A 20,177-nucleotide genomic window follows, 5' to 3' on the forward strand; every position below is an offset into this window, starting at 1 on the left:
CTCACGCCCGCGCCTCGCCGCAGAAGGGACTTCCCAATCGTGTTGTCAACCCGCTCGTGTGACGGGAGGTGAAGCGTGAAAGCACTCTCCGTCACGGATCATCGCCCACAGGACGTTGAGGCGTCGGCGTGCGAGGGCCAGCAGGGCTTGCTTGTGGCCCTTGCCCTCGCTCCGCTTCCGGTCGTAGAAGGCCTTCGACGCGGGGCAGCACTGAAGGCTGACCATGGCCGACAGGTACATGGTTCTGAGCAGACCGCGGTGGTAGCGCCGGGGCCTGCGCAGGTTGCCGCTGACGCGGCCGGAGTCACGTGGTCTGGGGGCCAGGCCGGCGAAGCCGGCCAGGCGGTCAGGGCTGCCGAAGGCGTCCATGTCGCCGCCGGTGGCTGCGAGGAACTCGGCTCCGAGCTTGGCTCCCATGCCGGGCAGGCTGCGGATCACCTCGGCGTGTGGATGCTCGCGAAACGTGGCCTCGATCAGGGCGTCGAGCTCGGCGATCTCCGCGTCGAGGGCCATCACGCCCTTCGCGAGGCGGACCACCATGGTGGCGGCCAGCTTCTCACCGGGAAGCGCGGTCTGCTGGGCCCGGGCGGCCTCCACGGCCATCTTCGCCAGTGCGGCGGCCCCCCTGACCTTACGGTTCTTCAGCCACATCTCGATCCGGCTCGCGCCTGCCCGCCGGATCGCCGCCGGGGTCTGGTAGCCGGTCAGCAGCATCACCGGCCCACGGTTCGTCAGCTCCAAAACCCGCTCCAACGCGGGGAAGATCTCCAGCAGTTGGGCGCGGAGCCGGTTGATCTGCCGGGTGCGGTCGAAGACCGCGTCCAGGCGGCGGGTGGTCAGCGTGCGCAGGTCGACGGCGATCTCGTCACCCGGCCGCAGCAGGCCCAGATCGCGTCGGACGCGGGCCTGGTCGGCGATGACGAAGGCGTCCTTCGCATCGGTCTTGCCCTCGCCCTTGTAGGTGGCCGAGGCCCGGTGGACCGCCAGGCCGGTGAGGTAGACGACCGGCTGGCCGTGGCTGACCAGCAGGCCGATCAGCAGCGCGGCCCCGCCGTGGTTGAGGTCCACGGCCCACAGCGCGTCGGCGGATACCTCCAGGACGTCGCCGATCAGGGCGAGCAGTGCACTCTCGTCGTTCGCGACCCGGCGGGACAGCAGCCGCGTCCCGTCCGCGTTGATCACCACGCAGTGGTGGTGCGTCTTGCCGATGTCCACTCCGGCCCAGATCTCGGCCACGTTCCCTCCGCCAGCTCGTCGTACATCGATCCCGCAGACGACCTCGCCGACGTTGTCCTACAGCAGCGATCGGAGTCGCATTTCCCAATTGGCGGTCGAGTCGTCGCGGGGCTCCGGGTGGCCAAGTCCCTTAAGCCATCGAGTGGTCTCGCCCATGACAGCCATACCCGGAGCCCCTGGGTCCTCCGATCTTACGAATGACCAGAGCAACCACCCTTGAAAGGTAGGACCCCCATGACCGCCACCGACCCCGCACTGACCGGTCTCGCCCAGGGCTGGTGCGCCCTGTCCCTGCTGCACGGCCGGATCGAGGCGCACATCGAGCGGGCGCTGCAGGCGCGGCACGAGCTGAGCGTGCGCGAGTACTCCCTGCTCGACGTCCTCAGCCGGCAGCACGACGGTGAAGGCGGCCACCTGCGGATGCACCAGGTCGCCGACTCCGTCGTCCTCAGCCAGAGCGCGACCACCCGGCTGGTCTCCCGGCTGGAGGACCGCGGGCTGCTCTCGCGCTACCTGTGCCCGACCGACCGCCGCGGCATCTACACCAACGTCAGCGAGGCCGGGCTGAAGCTCCTCGCCGAGGCCCGCCCGACCAACGACGCCGCGCTGCGCGAGGCCCTCGACGAGGCCGCGAAGAACCCCGGCCTGACCCCGCTGGTCGACGCCGTCGAGTCCCTGGGCGCACCCGCCTGAGCCATCCCCCCACCCGCCCGGACCGGTCAGGTACCGGCCCGGGCCCCTCCACCGCGGGCGGTCACTCCATCGTGAAGTCCGCGAAGTCGAACCCGGGGGCGACGACGCACGTCACCAGGACCGGCTCGTCACCGGCGGGCTCGGCGGACTGCCAGTGGCCGCCGGGCACCAGGAACTGCGGCCGCTCCCCGTTCTCGACCCCGTCGCCGAGCACCGACGCGACGGCCCCCGCCTCGTCCGGCCGCTCCCCGTCGCCGCCCAGCCGCATCCGCAGCGGCCCGCCGCGGTGCCAGAGCCACAGCTCGTCCGACCGCACCCGGTGCCACTTCGAGACCTCGCCCGGGTGCAGCAGGAAGTAGATGCCGGTGGCGAACGCGCGCGGCCCCGGGTACCCGGCGGGGACCGCCTCACCGCGTGTCTTCCAGGTCTCGCGGTACCACCCGCCCTCGACATGGGGTTCCAGACCGAGCAGCGCGACCAGTTCTGAGATGTCCGTCATGGACCCAGCCTCTCGCATGCGGACCCGGCATGGGGCCGGCGCGCACAGGACGAGGCAGGACTGTGGTGTCCCACCACATGGGTCAACGGGCCTGCTCTTCCTACCGTGTGGCAGCACCCGGATAATCCGTCCCCGCCCGGAAGTGATGCCCCCCATGACGACCCAGCCTGCCCAGCCCGCCCAGGCTCCCGCGCCCCCCACCCCCGGCTCCCTGCGGCGCATCGTCGCCGCGAGCCTGATCGGCACCACCATCGAGTGGTACGACCACTCATCCGAAGAGAGCTAGGACCTGCGGGTTTCCATGATCCGGGCCGTCGCACTCAGCACGGAACCAGCACCGGGATCTTGGCGTGCGGAGGCGGTGCCAGTTGGGACGCATCGCGACGTCTGCCGCCGAGCCCGGCAGCAGGCGAGGAACGATCACGGAGCGTTCCGAACCGCCTCGTTCTTCAGCCTCTCCACCAGCGCGGACCCTACGCCACCCGACGCCGCGGCGGGGGCCGCCCCGCGCGGGGCGGCCCCACGTCACTTACCCCTAACTGATGTTGACGTGCAGGACCTTGTCCGATCCGGCCGCCGCACCTCCGTTGTTGTCACAGTTGGTTGTCGACAGCCACAGCTCGTCCTTGCCCGGCACCTTGGTGACCGTGCGCAGCCGTCCGTACGTGCCCACGTAGTACCCGGTGGCCGTCCCCACGCTCTCCGTGTCGCCGGAGATCGGGATCCGCCAAAGCCGCTCGCCCTTCAGCGCCGCCATGTAGATGACATTGCGCACGATCGCGATGCCGCTCGGCGAGGCCGTCGAAGTCGACCAGGTCTTCTTCGGGTTGGTCATGCCGGTGACCGAGCAGGGGCCCTCACAGGTCGGCCAGCCGTAGTTGAGGCCGGACTTGATCAGGTTGAGCTCGTCGTAGGTGCTGTTGCCGAACTCCGACTCCCACAGCCGGCCGTTGCGGTCGAAGGCCAGGCCCTGCGGATTGCGGTGGCCGTAGCTGTAGACGTAGTTGTTGAACGGGTTGCCGGGCGCGGGCCGGCCGTCCCTCGTCATGCGCAGGATCTTGCCGTTGAGGGAGCTCTTGTCCTGGGCCAGGTCCGGGGTCTGCGCCTCGCCCGTGGTGGCGTAGAGGTAGCCGTCGGGGCCGAAGACCAGCCGGCCGCCGTTGTGGTAGCGGTTCTTCTTGATGCCCTGGAGGAGGACCGTGTAGTTGCTGAGCGAGGAACCGTCGTAGGTCATGCGGGCGATCCGGTTGCCCTCGGAGGCCGTGTGCATGAAGTAGACGTAGTGGTTGTTCGACCAGTTGGGGTCGATCGCGACGCCCAGCAGGCCGCCCTCGCCGTCGGTGGTCACTGCGTTCGGCACGGAGCCGACCTGGGTCTTGGTGCCGCCCGCGGTCAGCTTGAACACCTTGAAGCTGTCCCGCTCGGTGATCAGGGCGTGGCTGCCGTCCGGCATCCAGTACGTACCCCAGGGGATCGTCCAGTTGCTGGAGAGAGTCGTCGGGGTGCCCGGGACTCCGCCGTCGGAGGGGCAGGTGGCGGTGGAGAAGCTCACCGGGTCGGACGGCGTCGAATACCCGCCGACCGTGTCCTTGGCGACGACCATCAGCGTGAACGAGGCATTGCACGCCAGGCCCGTCACCGTGGTGGAGGTGGCCGGCGGGGTGCCGACGACGGTGGTGAGTACGGTGCCGCCGCTGCGGATCTCGTACGCGGTCACGCCCTTGTCGTCGGTGGACGCGCCCCAGCTGAGGTTGGCGCTAGTGGCGGTGATCCCGGAAACGGTCGGGGTACCGGGCTTGGACGGCGGCGGGTCGGTGGAAACCAGCGTGGTGCAGTCGACCGCGATACTCGCCGGGGAGGTGTTCCCCGAGGCGTCACGGGCGATGACCGTCAGGTTGTAGGTGGTGCTCGGGGTCAGGCCGGTGAGATTCTTGGAGGCGACATCGCCCGCGGCCTCGCTGAGCTTGTTGCCGTGTTCATAGATGTCGTACGCGGTGACGCCCACGTTGTCCGTGGAAGCGCCCCAGTTGAGGGTGAGGCCGGTCTCGCCGATGTTGGTGCAACTGGGCTGGCCCGGCCTGGTGGGTGCCTGGGTGTCGGCGGGGGCGCCGACGGTCAGCTTGTCCAGGTTGGGTCCGCCGTTGGCGGTGGTCGCGGTGAGCCGGACCGTGTTGCTGCCCGCGTTGAGGCTCGCGTTGAGAGCCTTGGTCACCCAGGTGTCCCAGTTGGTGGTGGCCGGGAAGGACACCCCGGAGGCCACGACCGTACCGTTGACGCTGATGTCCACCGGACGGTCGGTGGTGGTGCCGTTGGAGTAGCGGATGGTCAGCGAGGAGTTGCCGGCCGCTGCGGCACTGACGTTGAACTGGACGTACGAGCCCGCGATGTTGGTGTAGTCGACGAAGCCCGTACCCGTGTAGCCGAGGTGGTTGGTGGCCACCGTTCCCTGCGAGATCGTGGCGTCCTCGGCCTGGTAGTCGGTGCCGCTGGGCGCCGCCACCTCGAAGTCGATGTAGTCGAGGTTGGCGAGGCCGTTGGCGGTGGTCGCCGTCAGCCTGATCTTGTTGCTGCCTGCGGTCACCGGGGTGGTCAGGGTCGATGTGGCCCAGGTGTCCCAGTTGGCGGTGGCCGGGAAGGAGCGGGCCGCCGAGACCGTGCTGCCGTTGACTGCGACATCGGCGGGCCGGTCGGTGGTGGTGCCGTTGGAGTAGGAGATGCCGATGGTCGCCGTGCCGGCGGTCGCCGCGTTCACGGTGAACTCCACATACACGCCGGGGGCGTTGGTGGTGTCAACGAACCCGGTGCCCGAATAGTTGAGGTGGTTGGTCGCCACCGTCCCCGAGGAGACGGTCGCGGACTCCGCCTCGTAACGGGTCGGCGCGGCGGATGCGGCCTGCGGTACGGCTTGGACGAGACCCGTGAAGAGCAGGGCGACCGCACAGGCGGCGACCTTCCTCCACAGAGCCGTGAGGGGTTTTCTGGCTCTCATCATTCCTCCGTCAGGGCACCCAGTAGTTGCCGGATGCGACGATCATGGATTGGAGCTGCACGCTGCCGCCGCAGTAGAGCGAGGGGTCGATCGAGGTGGCGGTCAGCTTGTTCCAGAGCGCGTCGAGCCAGGCCTGGAGCCGGGGTCGGTGAGCGCCGTGACGACGAACGGTGCGGTGAATGCCATGTCGTGGCCGCAGTCGAACGCCGAGCCATTGAGGTGGTAGCCGGTGCCGATGTTGCTGGGGTTGCCGCCGGTCTTGGACTTGATCCAGGAGTTGAGCTTGCGCGCCGAGGCGAGTGAGGCGGCGGCGGCGCTGGTGACGGCGTCGGTGCCGATACGCCAGGGATCGCGGCAGGCGTTCCAGGAGTAGTCGCCGTCATTGGGCCCTTCAAGCACCTCACCGTCGGCCGGCTTCGGCGTCGTGTTCTTACTGACGATGAAGTCCGCCAACAGGCCTGTGGAGACGCGTAGTTGGCCTGCTGCGAGGTGATCAGGTCCTGGTGAGCAGTGCGGATGGCGTCCCAAGTGCTGTCGCCGGTAGCCTTCTTGAAGGCGCGGAAGTGGTCGATGAGGAAGTCCGACGACCGGGTCATCCAGTAGTGGGGCTCTCCGGAGGTCGACCAGTCGCCGAGCAGCATGTAGTGGGTGGTCGGGTTGACCTCGTTCGACTTGATCGCGTTGATGTGCTTGATCGCGAGGTCTTTGTAGTTGTACGTGCCCGAGGAACTCCACTGCCTGTCGGCGAGCAGCAGCCCGTACGGGACGTCGAGGTCGCCGTCGGTCGCCGAGTCGGAGCCGTCGACGCTCGTGCATGAGCTGTCCTGTTCGGCGGCGAGGAGGTTGGAGTTGTGCACCGAGGGGTGCGCGAGCATGTACTTGACCATGCCGTCGAAGTTGGCCTTGGCGCCGGAGTCGGCGCCCGCCATGGTGGCGGTGATGACCATGCCGTAGCCCTGGCCCTCGGCGACATAGGGGTGGTCGGCGTCGGGTGAGATGGTCTCGGTCCAGCCGTTGCCGCAGTTGTGCTTGATGAAGGCGGCCTTCCAGGCGTCGTACTTGGTGATGACCGCTTGGTCGAGGGTGGACTGGGAGCCGGTGGGCGTCAGCATGCCTGCCGCGTAGGGGAACTGGTGGCTGCCGAAGGGGACGGCCGGTCCGGTTCCTGAGGTGGCGCCGCTGTCGAGGTAGTCGACGTTGGGGCGCCGTTCGCGGTGGTCGCGGTGGCACGGATGGTGTTGGCGCCCGCCGCGAGATTCAGGGTGAGCGTCTTGGTGGCCCAGGTGTCCCAGGAGCCGGTGCCGTTGAAGGCCGCGCCCGCAGACACCACTGTTCCGTTGACGGTGATGTCCATCGGACGGTTGGTGGTGGTGCCGTTGGCGTAGCGCAGGGCTATGGAGGCGCTTCCTGCTGTGTCGACGTTCACCGTGAACTGCACATAGGAGCCGGTGATGTTGGTGTAGTCGACGAAGCCGGTGCCGGAGTAGCCGGTGTGGTTCGTGGCGACCGTGCCCTGGGAGATGGTCGCGATCTCCGCCCCATAGCGGACGGCGGCCGCCTGCGCGGCCGACGTGGCAAGGCCCAGCAGTGGCAGGGTCAGGGCGGCCGCCATGGACAGCGGGATCCCACTTCGGGGTATGCGACACCGCACGTTCGTCCTCTCCTTGCGGGATGGGGGTGGGAGAACAAGGGGAATCGGGTGGGACCAGGTGGGCTCGGCTGGGATCAGGTGGGCAGGCCCCAGGCGGCGCCCGGCGTACTGACGGGCACAGGGGCGATGGTGAGTGCGGGAGTGGCGCCGGCCGCGTGGATGAGGGCCTCGCGGTCCTTAGGGAGGTCGATCTCGACAGCGCCGTAGCCGAGGTCGCGCCAGGCGGCCGCCGTGCCGTCGTCGAGGGTGACGGTGAGGGGCGCCCGGGAGGTCTGCACGGCGAGGCGGTCCAGGTTGGGCCCGCCGGATGCGGCGGCGGAGGTGGCGCGGACGGTGTTCGTGCCCGCCTGCAGCTGGACGGAGACAGCCACCGTCTGCCAGTTGTTCCAGGACCCGGTGGACGGGAAGGCCTTGGCCTGGGCGGCCGTGCTGCCGTTGACTGCGATGTCCAGCGGGCGGTTGGCGATGGTGCCGTTGGCGTACCGGAAGACCAGCGTCGCGGGACCCGCGGCCGAGGCGTTCACGGTGAACTGCACGTACGAACCAGCCACATTGTCGAGATTCACGAAGCCGGTGCCCGTGAAGCCCTCGTGATTGGACTCCACGACGCCCTTCGAGAGGGACGCGCTCTCCGCCTGGTAGAGCGTCGGCAAGGTGTACGGAGCGATGTCCTGCTTCACCCGGCAGAGCTCCCCCGCCAGGCTGCGAACCCGGATGAAACGGGTGACCCCGGCGGTGCGGGAGGCGCTGATCAGGAAGGCGCCCTGGGTGCGGAAGTCATGCAGCGTGACATCCGGCCAGCCGGCCGGGACCGCGGGGAAGACGCGGATGAGGCCGCCCCAGCTCTGGCAGAGCATGTCGTGCACGGCCTGCGCCCCGGACAGCGGGGTCTCCACGACCGGGCCCGACTCGGTGTACATGGTGTTCGCCCGGATGGGATACGAGAGCCCGGGATCGAAGAACTTCGTGAGATACGTGAGTGCCTTGTCAGCCTGCCCCATGTGCGCGTACAGCGAGGTGGCGCCGCTGTAGCTGAAGCCGCGCAGTGCGGTGTTGAGGCCGATCCAGTGGTCCACGGAGGTCTGGATCAGGGTGCGGTTCGCCGACTGGTCCCAGTTGACCAGGGAGAGCGGAAACACCATCAGCAGATGCGAGTAGTGCCGGTGCGACTGGGCGAAGGGCACCCCGGCGCCGATCATGAAGCCGTTGCTGTCCGTCGGATACGGAGTGAGGTTGTCCAGCACCCGCTGCCAGGTCCCGGCGAGCGAGTCGGTGATGCCGAGTCTGGCGACCGCTTCGAGGAGGGTCTGGCAGCCCCAGCGCAACAGGGCCAGGTCGTAATTGCAGTCGGGCGCGTTGACCCCGTACTCCGGCGAGAAGGTCGGCGGTAGGTGCATCTTGCCGCTGCTGTCGGTGGTCAGGAAGTGCAGGTAGTAGTTGACGGAGCGGCGCAGGATGGGGAAGAGGACGTCGCGCAGCATCGCGTCGTCCATGGCGTGCCGGTACGAGAGCCAGACGTTGTGCAGCGCCCAGGGCAGGTCGCCGATCTCGGGCGTGCCGGAGCCCGGCACCGGGACCGAGCGGTTGCAGAACATGTCGGAGCTGCGTCCCAGGCCGGACGAGTCGGACTCGTATTCGCTCGGGACATTGCTGATGAGCTGCTGGCGGCTCTTGTCGAGGGTCGAGGTGATGGCATCGAGCTCGGGGTGGTTGGAGCCCTGGATCAGCCAGTATTCGAGCTGGACATTGAGGTTCCACCACACGGCCGGCCAGGGGGTGGTCTCCAGCCAGGGACCGGTGGTGGCCATGACCGGGCCGCCGGCGCGGGTGCCCGATGCGGCCTTGTAGAGCTGGATCCAGTAGAAGGCCTGGAGTCGCTGGTCGGGCAGCGAGAGGAAGCTTCTGCGGTAGTACGAATGCCACCACATGTGGTGGCCCGCCATGTAGTCGGCCCACACAGTGGCGCTGGCACCCTGTACCCGGTTGAGGGAGGTGGCCTCGGCGGTGGTGCCGGGATAGCTGTGTGCGACGGACACATAGAGCAGGCGCTGGCCTGTCGCCGGGCCGGCGATCTCGCGGTATGCGGTAGCGGTCTGGCCGCCCGCCGACAGGGGCTGGATGACCTGCTTGATGTCGCCGGTGGTCCTGGTGGTCCACGGCGGGTTCTTCGTATAGCCGTCCGGCAGCGGCTTGGAGGCCGCGGCCGGGCTGATCGCCTCCTCGGGGTGGAAGACCCAGCGGACCTGCTCGCTGCCGCTCGCCGTCACTGAAGCGACGAGTATCTGGTCGCGGATGAACACCTGGAAGGCGAGCTTGCCCGACCCGGTGGTGACCGTGCCGGTCAGCTCGGCATTCCAGAGGCCCAGCCGCCAGTCGACGGAGCTGATCGTGCCGACCGGCTCCAAGGTGAGATGGCCCACCGGCAGCCGACAGACACCGAAAGCACTGCCGAACTGCGGCCGGTGGTCCTGGACTTCGGCGTGCTGCACGGTGAAGCGGATCTGGTTTTGGCCCGGCTCCTTGTAGACACCGGTGCCGAGCAGGCCGTCGCCGAGGAATGGGCCCTCGTGCCACACCGTCGGCAGCCGCTTCCAGAGCAGATCCTGGCCGCGCAGGAAGGCGCCCCACTGGTCGTCGGTGGTCATCCGGTTGTCGAGCGGGACGCCGGCCGCGTCGGAGGTCTGGAGCGGGGCGGGCGCCGCATACGCCCGGCCCGGCAGGACGGACAGCACGAGGGCGCCGCCCCCGAGCAATCCGGCCGTTCTGATGAACTCGCGTCGTGTGGCTTCGTAATCCATCGGTCGCTCCTGGTCCCTTCAGCCGCAGGTGCACCCGTGTATGGGCGCTCTAGCCCTGGTACTTGACGATGATCTTGGTGAAGTCGTACGGGGACTGGGACACCCCGCTGCAGGAGTCGCCGTCGCTCCCCGACCCGCAGGCCCGGTCGCGGTTGACCGACCAGAAGGAATAGCGGGCGATGTGGTGCAACTGCGCATAGCTGAGATGGTGTTGAAGTGGGTGGTGGTGCGGTCTCGTCGGACTCGTCGGTCTTGCCGTTCATCGAGGAGACCCCGATGTGCCGGTAGGTGGTGTCGTCGCGTTCTCCGCCTCATACCGGGTGGTGGCCGCCCTGGCCGTCGGCACCGAGGTGATCAGGGGCAGAAGCAGACAGCCGAGGCCTGCGAAGGTCGCGGCGGGGCAGTGCGGCAGCGTGCACGGGAGTGGCCCCTTCCGAATCCGGGTTAGGAAAGGTTCCTAACCAATACTGCATAGGAGTGCCTGCGACGCCAGTTGTCAATGGTCCGCGTGGGCCCAAACGCGTCTGCCAAAACGGCTGCTGACGGTATGTGGGCAGCCCTCGGAGGGGTGACGGGATTCAGTCCCGTCACCCCGCTCACGAGGCAGAACCAGGCGGTCCTACCCCCTGTCGAGATAGTCGAGATCGGGTGCGCCGTTGGCCGTGGTGGCGGTGACCCGCACGGTGTTGGAGCCGGCGTTCAGCGGGACGGTGAGCGTGGAGTTGGCCCAAGTGTCCCAGGAGCCGGTGCCGTTGAAGGCGCGGTCCGCTGAGACGACGGTGCCGTTGACGCTGACGTCCATGGGGCGGCCCGTGGTGGTGCCGTTGGAGTACTGAATGGTGATCGGGGCGTCCCGTGCGGTGGCCGAGTCCACGGTCCACTCCACGTATGCACCGCTGGCGTTGGCCGTGTTCACGAAGCCGGTGCCGCTGTAGCCGGTGTGGTTGGTGTCGACGGTCGATCCGGCGGAGTAGGCGGCGTCCTCGGCCTCGTACCGTACGGTCGTGCTGCCCGAGACGGGATGCGCCCTGATCAGGCGAGTCTCCCCCGGGCGCAGGGTCGCGCTGTAGGAGGTGGCGAAGGTGCCGGTGCTCACGCCCGACCAGAGGTCGGTGACGTCCGCGCTGCCGGAGAAGCCGACTTGCGACCAGTTGACGCTCACCGTCGAGCTGCCCGACGTGCCGGTGTTGAACAGCGCCACCACGTAGTCGCCGTTTGCTTCCTTCTTGCTGAAGACCTGGTTCACACCGCTGTTGACGATCCGCTTGGCGGCCACGCCGTCCTGGTCGACGGCGATCAGCCGGTCATTGGTGAGCATCGCCTTGTCGGTGGAATTCATGGCGGTCAGATCGGTGCCGAGGAGCAGCGGGGAGGCTGCCATCGCCCACAGGGTGAAGTGCGAGCGGCGCTGGTCGGCGGTGAGACCCACCTGGTCACCGTTGCCGATTTCGAGGGAGTCCAGGTCGTTCCAGCCGCCAGGTCCGGCATACGGCTGCCAGCTCGCCGCCGTGTTGAAGCGCGCCGAGACATGCGACCAGTCGGTCAGCGGATAGCCGCTGCCATTGGCGCCGGGACCGCAGTAGCACTCCACATCGCCCTGGGTGCGCCAGCTGTTGGCGAGCTCCTTCCAGGTGGTGGCGTTGGCGATGGGGAGGTTGTTGGAGAGCGCGTAGTTGATGGGCCTGCCGGTGGCCCGCAGTGCCTTGTCCCAGGCCTGGACGTCCGGGATGTCGGCGGCCCCGACACCGTCGATCTTGAGGTAGTCGACGCCCCAGGACGCGTACTGGCGCGCCCAGGAATTGATGAATTCCTGGGAGCCCGGCTTGCTGTAGTCGATGTAGTACATGTTCTTGCAGTTGTAGTTCTTCTCGGTCTTGCTGGTGTCCGCAATGTCCTTCGCGTGATACGAGGTGCCCTCGATCGGCGTGTTCTTGTCCACCGCGTTCTTGGCAATGCCCGGCGTGACATAGAAACCGAACTTCAGTCCCTTGGAGTGGACATAGTCGGCGAGCGCCTTGATGCCGGAGGGGAATTTCCCCGAGTCGACGGTCCAGCGGCCGTACGAGTCCACGACGAAACCGTTGGCATCGCACTTCTGGTAGAAGTCGTCGAGGTTGATGTAGACGAAGCCGTTGTTGTTCAGGCCACTGGCCACCATGGCATCGGCCTGCGCCTTGATCTTGTCCTCGGTGGGCCAGCGGCGGACGGAACTCCAGCTGCTCCAGCCCATGGCGGGGCGGATGGAAAACCCGTTGTCGGATGCGGCGGCATGCTGGGCGGGTGCGCTCAGTAGTCCCGCGGAGGCCAGGGCGAGCCCCAGGGCCCCGGTCAGGAGGTGTCTCAGACGGCTCATTACGGCTCCACGTCGAGGTAGTCGAGGTTCGGGTCGCCGTTCGCGGTGGTGGCGGAGACCCGGACGGTATTGGCGCCCGCGTTCAGCGGAATGCTGAGCGTGGAGTCGGCCCAGGCGTCCCAGGTGCCGGTGGAATTGAAGGCACGCGCGGCGGAGACGGTGGTCCCGTTGACGATGACGTCTGCCGGCCGCCCGGCGGTGGTGCCACTGGAATAGCGGATGCTCACTGTGGCGGTCCGCGCGGTCGCCGAATTCACCGACCACTGCACATAACCGCCCACCGCGTTCTCCGTGTTCACAAAGCCGGTCCCGCTGAATCCGGTGTGATTGGAGTCCAGGGTCGAGCCGACGGAATACGTGCCGTTCTCGGCCTCGTACCGTGTCGGCTGCGGCGTCGATCCGCTCCCCGCATAGGCGGAGCCGATCCAGGCCTCGTCGATCCGCAGCCGCTTGTAGCGGGTGGTGTCGGTCGAGGCGGCGTACGTACTGGTCACCTCGAGCCGCACATGGCGGGTGGTGGTCGCCGGGATGTCGATCACCGCGATGCCGCGTGTACTGGGCAGGGTGCCGGTCTTGACCGGACTCCCCCAGTTGGTGCCGTCGCTGCTGACGTACACGTTGTAGCCCTTGATGCGCGCGGACTGCTCGGTGTCGGAGCGTGCGTAACTCACCGAGTCCTCACGCTGGTTGATGCCGAGGTACTGCACCCGCTGCGAGGAGCCGAGGTCGAAGCGCAGCGACACGGGGAGGGTCTTGTCGCTGTCCCAGTACGTCAGACAGCTGCTGTCGGCGGCCGCCGAAGCGGCGTGTCCGCTCGCCGAGGCGCTCGCGCTCATCGTGTACGACGAAGCGGGAATGATGCCCTCGCGGCCATTGGTCGTGACCTTGAAGACGGTGTCGTACGAGTCCCAGGAGCCGAGCCCGGTCAGGGTGAGCGTGCCGCCCGACTGGCTGAAGGAGACGGCGGCTCCGGTGCGCAGATTGCTGATGCCCGTCACCTTGTAGCCGTTGTCCCGCAGCTTGAGCGTGGACGTAGTGGGCGCGGTCAGCACATGGATGTACTGCAGATCGGGGTTGGTCTTGCTGATGGTGGTGACCCCGTGCGCGCCGTCGTTCCAGAAGCCCGGCTTGAGGCCGCCGTACATGTATCCGCCACCCTCGACGCCGTGCAGCGACTCCCAGATCGGGTACAGATAGCTGTTCGCGAAGTCGTTGAACGACGTCTGATTCGACGGGAACGTGCCGTTGACCTGCGCGGTCTCCGCCATCAGGGCCTTCACCGAGGATCCGGCGTTGGTGATCAGCCGGCCCAGCGTGAGTCTCTTGTCGACGGTCGGGTTGGTGCCGTCATACCACCAGGCACCGCTGGACGGGAGCTTGAAGTCGGCCTCGGTGAGGCGCGGCTGGGCCGTGTAGACCGCCTGCGGATAGTCGTAGGACGGCGCCATGCCGGTCTTCTGCTCATTGCTGATCATGTCCATGATCGGCGTGTCTTCGTTGTTGTTGCTGATCGTGTAGCTGGGGCGCTTCTGGTAGATCTGCGAGTACAGGTTGTGGCTCTCCCAGTAGGCGTTGTCGTTGTCGATCCAGAAGCCGCCGAGGTCCGGATAGCGGTCCATGACCTCGAAGAAGTTGTCGTAGCTGAACTGCCCGAAACCGTCGCGTGTCGTCAGGTCGATATTGCTGCCCTTGTACGAGGAGTACGCGGCCGAGTCCAGCCACTCATGGCCCCCGTCGTCATGCCATTGAGGGTCGTCCGTCATATAGAGGATTACCTTGAGCCCCTTGGCCTTGGCAGCCGCGATGGTCTCCCCGAGGATGTCCCGCTTGGTGGAGCAGCTCCCCGGAATGCTCGACGGCCAGGGCCGCGCATAGCCGAGCCGGCTGTGGAAAGTGGCGAGGACCAGGTACTGGGTGTGCAGTTTCTGGGCCTCCTGCACCCAGTAGTCGGCGCTCCAGCCGCCGTTGGTCACGTCGCTCTCCCAGCCGCTGCAGCTGGTGTGCGCGGGCGAGGTGCGCTCGCCCCAGTGCAGGAAGAGACCTGCGGTGGAGGAGCGCAGGAAGTCCTGGCGGGGGTTCTGCAGATCGGCCCGGGCGGGTGCCTGCAGGGTGAGAGCGCCCAGCAGCAGCGAGACGATGAGCAGCAGGCGCGTGATCACTCGTCTGCTCATGCCGGACCGTCCAGGTAGTCGAGGTTCGAGCAGCCGTTGGCTGTGGTGGCAGTAACCCTGACGGTGTTGGCACCGGATACGAGCGGGGCCGGGATCGTGACCGTCTTCCAGATGTCCCAAGTGGTCGTGGACGGGAAGGACTTGGCGCTGGCCACAACTGTGCCGTTGACGGTGATGTCCATCGGCCGGTCGGTGGTGGTGCCGTTGGAGTAGGCGATGGTGAGATTGCCGATGCCCGCCTGAGTCGCGCTGACCTGCCACTCCACAGAGGCGCCGACCGCATTGCCGGTGTTCACGAACCCGGTGCCGCTGTAGCCGGTGTGGTTGGTGTCCACGGTGGAGCCGGCGGAGAAACCGGCGTTCTCGGCCTCGTACCGGGTGGGCGGCGGTGTCGTCCCGCAGTCGACGGTGGAGCCGGTCTGACTGATGCGCAGAGCCCCGCCGCCGGTGTTCTGGCTGTCCGCGACGCAGTACCCGGTGACCGTCTGGAAGAGCAGGTCGGAGAGGCTGGCGCTGCCCTTCTGGGCGGTGAAGCGGTCGAAGCGAATGCCGGTGCTGTTGTTGGCGATGACCGCAGGGCGGCCGTCGTCGGCGGCGAGGCGGACCTCACTGTCAGCGTAGTGGATGTTGTCGGCGTTGTGGATGTACCAGCCGTATGCGGGCCGGGCGCCGATGCTGTTGGGGTTGTAGTTGTTCGGGTCATTGGTGGGCACGGCGGTCGACATGGTGCCGTTGCCGCCCGGGACGGTCAGGTCGACGTCGTCGAAGGTGATGTCGTGGATCCGGCCGACACCCGCCTCGCCCCAGATGGTGGGGCTGAAGGAGGGGCTGATGCCGGTGCCCTTGATGTTGGTGTAGGTGACATTGCTGATGGAGCCGACGCCGGGACTGTTCCCGCATCGTTTTCGGGTGCCGACCTTCTGCATGATCGGCGAGTGGATGTTGGTCATGGTGATGTCCTTGTAGTGGACATCGGAGATCTTGGCGCCGTCCATCGAGACGATGCCGATCCCGGACTTGCTGGCGCCGTTGATGGTGATCCGCTCGAACTTGTAGCCGGTGAAGTCCCCGCAGGTCTCCGAGCCGAACATCAGGGCGTTGCAGCACTTGGCGCGGAGGTACGAGTCCGTGGCGGTGCCGGGGCCGTTGGGGAGCTTGGCGCCCAGCGCGTAGTCGCTCTTGAAGACGAGCGCGTCGTCATTGGCCTCGATGTGCGCGTTGGTGACCGTGACATGGGTGGTGCTGATGATGTTCCAGCCGTCGCGGTCGCTCGACGTGTCGACGGTGAGGTGGTCGGAGACCACGTTGTCGCAGCCGTTGATCAGCGCGGCGAAGTGGCCGCCGCGGCGCAAGGTGATGCCGCTGAGGGTGAGGCCCTTGCAGCGGGTCAGCGAGATGATCTTGTCTTCCTCGCCGGCGCCCGGGTTGCCGGTGATGAGGTTGCCGCCGCCGTCGATGGTGCCGGAGCCCACGAAGGCGATGTTGGTGAGGCCATCGCCCCAGATCATGGCGTCGCGGAAGTGGCTGTGCCCGTAGTCCTGATAGGCGTCGTACGGATTGGACTCGGCGGCGTCATAGGTGTCGGCGCTGGAGCCCTGGATGGCCGATCCGGAGTCGAGCAAGATGGTGACATTGCTCTTCATGTGGATCGAGTTCTTGGACTTGTAGCTGCCCGAGGGGAACTGCACCGTCCCGCCGCCCGCCGAATTGGCTGCCGTGATGGCCTTGTTGATGGCGGCTGTGTCATTGGTGGAGCCGTCCCCGACGGCTCCGAAGTCCCGTACGTTGAAGATCGCCGGCACGCCGGGATCGTTGCCGGTGTTGGTGCGCTGCGCCGCGCTCACCGGCGGCTGCCAGAGGCCGAGTACGACCGCGAGGGCCAGGCCCAGCGCGGCCAGAAGTCCCTTCATGTTCTTCCCCCCCCTCAACTGATCTTGATCTTGTCGACGTTGGGCCCGCCGCTGGCTGTCGTGGCGGTCGCGCGGATCGTGTTGGCGCCGGACTTCAGCGGGATCGTGAGCGAGCTCGTCACCCAGGTGTCCCAGTTGGCCGTGGGATTGAAGGCCTGCCCGGCGGACACGACGGTGCCGTTCACCGTGATGTCCATGGGCCGGTTGGTGGTGGTGCCGTTGGCGTACCGGATGGCGAGCGTCGCGTTCGCGGCGGTGGCCGCATTGACCGTCCACTCGACATAACCGCCTCTCACGTTCGAGTAGTTGACGAATCCGCTGCCGGTGAAGCCGGTGTGATTGGACTCCACGACACCCTGCGAGATGTGTGCGTCCTCGGCCTGGTAGTCGGCGGACGGTGCGTCGACCAGCTGATAGCCGCGCATGTTCGTGGTCAGCAGATAGCAGTCCTGCAAGGACCCCGAGGTGTCACCGAGCGAGCGATAGATGCCCCACTTGGGGCGGACCCGCTGGTCGATGAGGGTGTCCACACCGCTCTTGCCGACATCGATGAGCGTGGCGCCCGTGCTGTCACGCAGGATCCAGTGGACCATTCCCGCCGTGCCGTCGCCGACCCTGATGGTGAAGTCGACGTCGGTCCAGCGGTCGTGCAGCGGATCGAGGCTGGTACGGCCCACCAGGACGCCCGCGACAGGCAGTTGGAGCTCGATGGTCTGCGCCCCGTTCACCCGGCGCAGCGACTGGACCACGATCGGGGAGGTGTCGGTGCCCGGCTCCTTCATCTGCATGATGTGCGTGAAGGTGCTCGTCGCCTTGAGCGAGCTCGGTAGGTACATCGAGTACGTGGTCCGCCAGGTCTGCCCGGACTTCCACTCCAGATACGGTCCGCCGGCCGGGCTGCGCATGCCGGTGACCTCTTGGCGCTGCCGGTCGGTCATGGTGTCGCGGTCGGCCATGTGCATGTTCCAGCGGTAGTTGTTGCCCTCCGGGTAGATGTGCGGCCGGCCCGCCGGGTGCGAGTTCGCCCGGTCGTCCTCGATGGTTTCAAAGGCAGCGAGTCCGTCGGTGCTCGCGGACGGCGCCCAGCGCTGCTGCCAGGCGGAGACGGTCAACGCAGTGGTACGGGGCCGGGGGACGCCCCCGGCCACCGAGGGCAGCCCGGCGGCCGCGGCGCCGCCGATTGCCGCGCCGAGTACGGCTCTTCGGGTTGGCTTCATGGGGTCACCCCGTCCTGAGCTGTTCGTTCATGATCAGGAAGGCCCCCAGGCCATGGAAGTCGTTCGTGGCCCGGGTGCGGTTGATGTAGTAGCTGTAGTCGCCGACGTTGGTGCCGATGGAGATGTCGCTGAGGTTGGTGCGCCCGTCCGAGCCGATGGAGATCTTGGCGAGGACGCCCTGGTAGCCGCGCTGCGCAACGGTTGCGTAGTGCGCGTCGATATAGCCCTGCTGGGCTCCGCGGGACAGCGCGAAGGTGAACATGCTGGAGCAGGAGGTCTCGGTCCAGTTGTCGGAGCGCGTGCCCTTGTCCATCACCTGGAACCAGCGTCCGGTGGCCGGGTCCTGGTAGTGCTCCAGCCCTCCGGCGAGCTTCTGGAGGATGCTCAGCAGCTGGGCACGGCGCGGGTGATTCGCGGGAATGGTGTCGAGGACGTTGACGATCGCCATTGAGTACCAGCCGACGGCCCGGCACCAGTGCTCGGGGGCGAGCCCGGTGACCGGGTCGGTCCAGGTGGTGGTCTTCGACTCGTCGTAGGCGTGTTTGAGCAGCCCGTTGGAGACCTGCAAGTGGCCGCCGTAGAGGGCGAGTTGCTTGGTTGCCTCGTCATTGGTGTACGCGGAGTCGTTGAACTCCTCGCCGTACTCGAGCAGGAACGGGTTGACCATGTAGACGCCGTCGGCCCAGAGCTGATGGGCTCGGCTGTCCGAGTCGGCGTGCCAGAAACCGCCGTCGGTGGTCCGCGGGTAGGTGTCGAGACGGTCGCGGATCTTCTTCGCGGCGATCTGGTACTTCGACTGCCCGGTCTCGTGGTGCAGGATCACCAGCAGCCGTCCGGCCTGCATGCTGTCCAGGTTGTTGAAGCTCTGGCTGATGGAGCCGTCGCTGCTCACAAAGCGGTCGACATAGCTCTTGATGTACGAGAGATAGCGGGCGTCGTGGGTGCGCTGGTAGGTGAGGTACGTGCCGTAGAGGTAGAGGCCTATCGGATAGGACCAGCCGCCGATGGTGGTCGGGCTGTAGCGGGCCATCGTCGACTCGATCATTGCGGTGGACCAGTCGGTGACGGGCGCTGCCTGGCCTTCGGTCAGGGAATCGAGGTTGGGACCGCCGTTGGAGGTGGCGGCGGTGGCGCGGACCGTGTTGGCGCCGGCCTCAAGGGTGACGGCGAGGGACCGGGTCTGCCAGCTGGTCCAGGATCCGTTGCCCGTGAAGGAGAGGTTGTCGGCGACCAGGACACCGTTGACGGTGATGTCCATCGGCCGGTCCGCAGTGGTGCCGTTGGCGAAGCGCAGGGCCAGCGAGGAGGCGCCGGCCTGGGCAGCATTCACGGTGAACTCGACGTAACCGCCGCTTACGTTGTTGTAGTTGACGAAGCCGGTTCCGGTGTAGCCGACATGGTCCGATTCGACGACGCCCTGGGATATGAGGGCGTTCTCCGCCTCATACCCCGTGGCTGCGGCGGTGGAGGCGGCCATGGCCGGCTTCGCCGTGGCGGCGGGTGCGGTGAGGCCGGCGGTCGCGAGGAGCGCGGCCGCGGCGACGGTGAGCGAGCGCATGACTCTCTTCATGATCCCCTCAGTCGGGAACTCGGATGGAGCTGGGTGATCGGAATGAGCGGGGCAGTACAGCAGCGCGGTCGTCCGGCTCGCTCGGGGTGAGCGCCGGGGCCTGTTCCAGTTCGCGGACGAGTGCGTGGTCGGGGGCGAGCGAGCACACCGGGTCGGTGCGGGACGCGTCGCCGGTGAGCGCGAAGGCCTGGCAGCGGCAGCCGCCGAAGTGGAGCTCGCGCCGGGCACAGCTGCGGCAGGGGTCCTGCATCCAGCCGGTGTCTTGGTAGGCGTTGAAGGCCTTGGACTCGCGCCAGATCCAGGAGAGCTGGTGGCCCGGACGTTGAACGCGTCGAGTCCGGTGATGAAGGCGGCAGGAGGGCGGAGCAGTCCTCGATCTGCTCGCCGAGGTCGGAGGTGGCGCTGACGAGATACCGGCGGCCCTCTCCCCCGCGTACCGCGAGGGATGCGCGGCGGCGGCGCCGGTGCGGGTGCGCGCGCGCCCCCGCACAGCCGGGACACGCGCAGTTCCACTGAGGCAGCCCGCCGCCCGCCGCGGTGCCGAGCACCTGCGGCAGCATGGCGGCGGGTCTACCGGGTCGACAGAGAGTAGGCGGTGACCTCCAGCGCGGTCTCCACAACCGTGGATTCGGGGGTCTGCCAGGCCATCTCGGCGGGCCGGAGGGTCGACGCGGCGGAGGCGGTGCGCTCCGATGTCTCGATGATGTCGTGCATGTGCTGTACCAGCCTTCCTGAGATGGGGGTGTCAGGAGTGAACGGGATATTCCCATTTGCGCTGTACGCGCTGGGCAGGAAGTTCACATGAGTGTCCTGCGTTCAGCGGCGTGCTCCAGAGTTGCGCTACGACGGGACGCGGTCAATGGTTCGGACCAAGAAGGTCGGATCAATATGAGCCAACCACGGGTGGATTTTCACGTCTGGGCACGATGAGTTACTGAACAGCGAGACAGCGGGGGATACGTCACGGCGTGTGATCGTTGACGATGGGAGATTGATCACAGCCGTAGGACGACTCAGCGAATCAGTTACTCAGCAGACATACGCAGAACGCCGAAGAACCACGAAGATCGACGAGGAAGAGGGACGGGGC

The 20,177-nt window shown here is 67.3% G+C and carries 16 protein-coding genes and 2 pseudogenes; 2 read left to right on the forward strand and 16 right to left on the reverse strand.

From position 1 onward, the window contains the following. Window positions 1-45: 45 nt before the first annotated feature. Entirely contained in the window at window positions 46-1,236 is a 1,191-nt protein-coding gene (locus tag ABZ721_RS02595) for an IS110 family transposase (protein WP_358786717.1), read from the reverse strand. Window positions 1,237-1,470: 234 nt separating this feature from the next. Here ABZ721_RS02595 and ABZ721_RS02600 point away from each other — a divergent pair, with 234 nt between their 5' ends. Then, entirely contained in the window at window positions 1,471-1,929 is a 459-nt protein-coding gene (locus ABZ721_RS02600) for a MarR family transcriptional regulator (RefSeq protein ID WP_277436928.1), read from the forward strand. Window positions 1,930-1,990: 61 nt separating this feature from the next. Here the strand turns inward: ABZ721_RS02600 and ABZ721_RS02605 are convergent, their stop codons facing one another. Continuing rightward, entirely contained in the window at window positions 1,991-2,428 is a 438-nt protein-coding gene (locus tag ABZ721_RS02605) for a cupin domain-containing protein (protein ID WP_358786718.1), read from the reverse strand. 154 nt (window positions 2,429-2,582) lie between these two features. Between ABZ721_RS02605 and ABZ721_RS02610 the strand changes: the two genes are divergently transcribed. Continuing rightward, entirely contained in the window at window positions 2,583-2,714 is a 132-nt protein-coding gene (locus ABZ721_RS02610; RefSeq protein ID WP_358786997.1) for a hypothetical protein, read from the forward strand. A gap of 249 nt (window positions 2,715-2,963) precedes the next feature. Here ABZ721_RS02610 and ABZ721_RS02615 read toward each other — a convergent pair whose 3' ends face one another. The 14 genes and pseudogenes from ABZ721_RS02615 to ABZ721_RS02680 form a co-directional block, all read right to left on the reverse strand. After that, complete coding sequence (locus ABZ721_RS02615; RefSeq protein WP_358786719.1) at window positions 2,964-5,417, reverse strand: PQQ-dependent sugar dehydrogenase; 2,454 nt, start codon at window positions 5,415-5,417, stop codon at window positions 2,964-2,966. Further along, on the reverse strand, window positions 5,417-6,529 hold the full coding sequence (locus tag ABZ721_RS02620; protein WP_358786720.1) for a glycosyl hydrolase family 8: 1,113 nt from the start codon (window positions 6,527-6,529) through the stop codon (window positions 5,417-5,419). The genes ABZ721_RS02615 and ABZ721_RS02620 overlap by 1 nt, the downstream gene beginning before the upstream one ends. Continuing rightward, on the reverse strand, window positions 6,523-7,029 hold the full coding sequence (locus tag ABZ721_RS02625) for a carbohydrate-binding protein (RefSeq protein ID WP_358786721.1): 507 nt from the start codon (window positions 7,027-7,029) through the stop codon (window positions 6,523-6,525). The genes ABZ721_RS02620 and ABZ721_RS02625 overlap by 7 nt, the downstream gene beginning before the upstream one ends. A 113-nt stretch (window positions 7,030-7,142) precedes the next feature. Next, a complete protein-coding gene (locus tag ABZ721_RS02630) occupies window positions 7,143-9,866 on the reverse strand; it encodes a carbohydrate-binding protein (RefSeq protein ID WP_358786722.1) in 2,724 nt (907 codons plus the stop codon). A 49-nt stretch (window positions 9,867-9,915) separates the two neighbouring features. After that, complete coding sequence (locus tag ABZ721_RS02635; protein ID WP_358786723.1) at window positions 9,916-10,056, reverse strand: hypothetical protein; 141 nt, start codon at window positions 10,054-10,056, stop codon at window positions 9,916-9,918. A 429-nt stretch (window positions 10,057-10,485) separates the two neighbouring features. Next, the gene (locus ABZ721_RS02640) at window positions 10,486-12,219 is read right to left on the reverse strand and encodes a carbohydrate-binding protein (protein WP_358786724.1); all 1,734 of its coding nucleotides are present in this window, start codon (window positions 12,217-12,219) and stop codon (window positions 10,486-10,488) included. Beyond that, window positions 12,219-14,390 (reverse strand): discoidin domain-containing protein, encoded by a 2,172-nt coding sequence (locus tag ABZ721_RS02645; RefSeq protein ID WP_358786725.1) that lies wholly within the window; start codon window positions 14,388-14,390, stop codon window positions 12,219-12,221. Before ABZ721_RS02645 ends, ABZ721_RS02640 begins: the two co-directional genes overlap by 1 nt. Further along, the gene (locus ABZ721_RS02650) at window positions 14,387-16,300 is read right to left on the reverse strand and encodes a glycosyl hydrolase family 28 protein (protein WP_358786726.1); all 1,914 of its coding nucleotides are present in this window, start codon (window positions 16,298-16,300) and stop codon (window positions 14,387-14,389) included. The genes ABZ721_RS02645 and ABZ721_RS02650 overlap by 4 nt, the downstream gene beginning before the upstream one ends. Window positions 16,301-16,314: 14 nt before the next feature. Beyond that, window positions 16,315-16,725 (reverse strand): carbohydrate-binding protein, encoded by a 411-nt coding sequence (locus tag ABZ721_RS02655; RefSeq protein ID WP_358786982.1) that lies wholly within the window; start codon window positions 16,723-16,725, stop codon window positions 16,315-16,317. Then, window positions 16,705-17,517 (reverse strand): annotated as a pseudogene (locus tag ABZ721_RS02660) (Tat pathway signal sequence domain protein); the annotation flags it as partial. The pseudogene ABZ721_RS02660 and the gene ABZ721_RS02655, both read right to left, overlap by 21 nt. 4 nt (window positions 17,518-17,521) lie before the next feature. Beyond that, window positions 17,522-19,087, reverse strand: coding sequence for a glycoside hydrolase family 88 protein (locus ABZ721_RS02665; RefSeq protein ID WP_358786727.1), 1,566 nt, complete (start codon window positions 19,085-19,087; stop codon window positions 17,522-17,524). 7 nt (window positions 19,088-19,094) lie between these two features. Beyond that, window positions 19,095-19,337 carry a hypothetical protein gene (locus ABZ721_RS02670; RefSeq protein WP_358786998.1) on the reverse strand — a complete coding sequence of 81 codons (243 nt, stop codon included), beginning with the start codon at window positions 19,335-19,337 and terminating at the stop codon, window positions 19,095-19,097. A 115-nt stretch (window positions 19,338-19,452) separates the two neighbouring features. Next, a pseudogene (locus tag ABZ721_RS02675) lies at window positions 19,453-19,647 on the reverse strand (pyrroloquinoline quinone biosynthesis protein PqqB); the annotation flags it as partial. A gap of 10 nt (window positions 19,648-19,657) precedes the next feature. Further along, the gene (locus tag ABZ721_RS02680) at window positions 19,658-19,801 is read right to left on the reverse strand and encodes a pyrroloquinoline quinone precursor peptide PqqA (RefSeq protein ID WP_358786728.1); all 144 of its coding nucleotides are present in this window, start codon (window positions 19,799-19,801) and stop codon (window positions 19,658-19,660) included. Window positions 19,802-20,177: the final 376 nt, after the last annotated feature.

It is taken from the genome of Streptomyces sp. NPDC006733, from assembly GCF_040636125.1.
Lineage (GTDB): Bacteria > Actinomycetota > Actinomycetes > Streptomycetales > Streptomycetaceae > Actinacidiphila.